The sequence below is a fragment of the Burkholderia sp. BCC1972 genome (assembly GCF_905339605.1).
Classification (GTDB): Bacteria; Pseudomonadota; Gammaproteobacteria; order Burkholderiales; family Burkholderiaceae; genus Burkholderia.
Genome location: NZ_CAJPGH010000105.1, coordinates 1 through 314, shown reverse-complemented (window position 1 = coordinate 314; position 314 = coordinate 1). Strand labels below are relative to the sequence as shown.

The window sequence follows — 314 nt, the reverse complement described above, 5'->3', positions numbered from 1 at the left end:
GGCTGCGGCAAGTCGACGCTGCTGCGCATGCTCGCCGGGCTGGAGACGGCGACCTCCGGCAGGATCTTCGTCGACGGCGAGGACCTCGCGTCGCTGCCGCCGTACCGCCGCCCCGTGAACATGATGTTCCAGTCGTACGCGCTGTTCCCGCACATGACGGTCGAATCGAACGTCGCGTTCGGCCTGAAGCAGGAAGGCACGCCGAAAAACGAGATCAAGGAGCGCGTGGCCGATGCGCTCGCGCTCGTGCAGATGAGCAAGTACGCGCAGCGCAAGCCGCATCAGCTCTCCGGCGGCCAGCAGCAGCGCGTCGC

At 67.5% G+C, this 314-nt stretch carries 1 protein-coding gene; it reads left to right on the top strand.

The annotated features are described in order from the left end of the window. Positions 1-314: ABC transporter ATP-binding protein (locus U5798_RS37005; RefSeq protein ID WP_322084896.1), on the top strand; the 314-nt coding region annotated here is incomplete at both ends.